General features: G+C 45.7%; 1 protein-coding gene. It reads right to left on the reverse strand.

All coding sequences use genetic code 11. The annotated features are described in order from the left end of the window. Positions 1-357: RNA polymerase sigma factor (locus tag HBA93_RS19420; protein WP_221724385.1), on the reverse strand; the 357-nt coding region annotated here is incomplete at both ends.

Consider the following 357-nt stretch of genomic DNA (forward strand, 5'->3'; position numbering starts at 1 on the left):
GTGACGGCAGGTTTGAGAGGGCGGTTAATAACCGTCGCAGTTCCTGGCGGTAGATCACTTCCATTTCAGGGGATGGTTTTCTGTCTGCAATGGCGAGATAAATCTGATCGTCAATTGAAACCTCAATGCCTTGCTGTAAATGGCGAAGGTGATTGAGTGCGAGATTTCGCGCCGCACGGGTCAGATATGCCGAAGGTTCACGGATATTCTGTCTGTGAGATGCATCAATTAGTTTTGAAAAAGCTTCCTGTACCAGTTCGTCAGCTGTTGCATTGTTTCCAACAATACGTGCGATAAATCGTTTAAGACGACTTTTTTCTGATCCGTAGAGATGGGTAAAGGTATGGCTAAGAAATG

It is taken from the genome of Ochrobactrum sp. SFR4, assembly GCF_019730395.1.
In the GTDB taxonomy this organism is placed as follows: domain Bacteria; phylum Pseudomonadota; class Alphaproteobacteria; order Rhizobiales; family Rhizobiaceae; genus Pseudochrobactrum.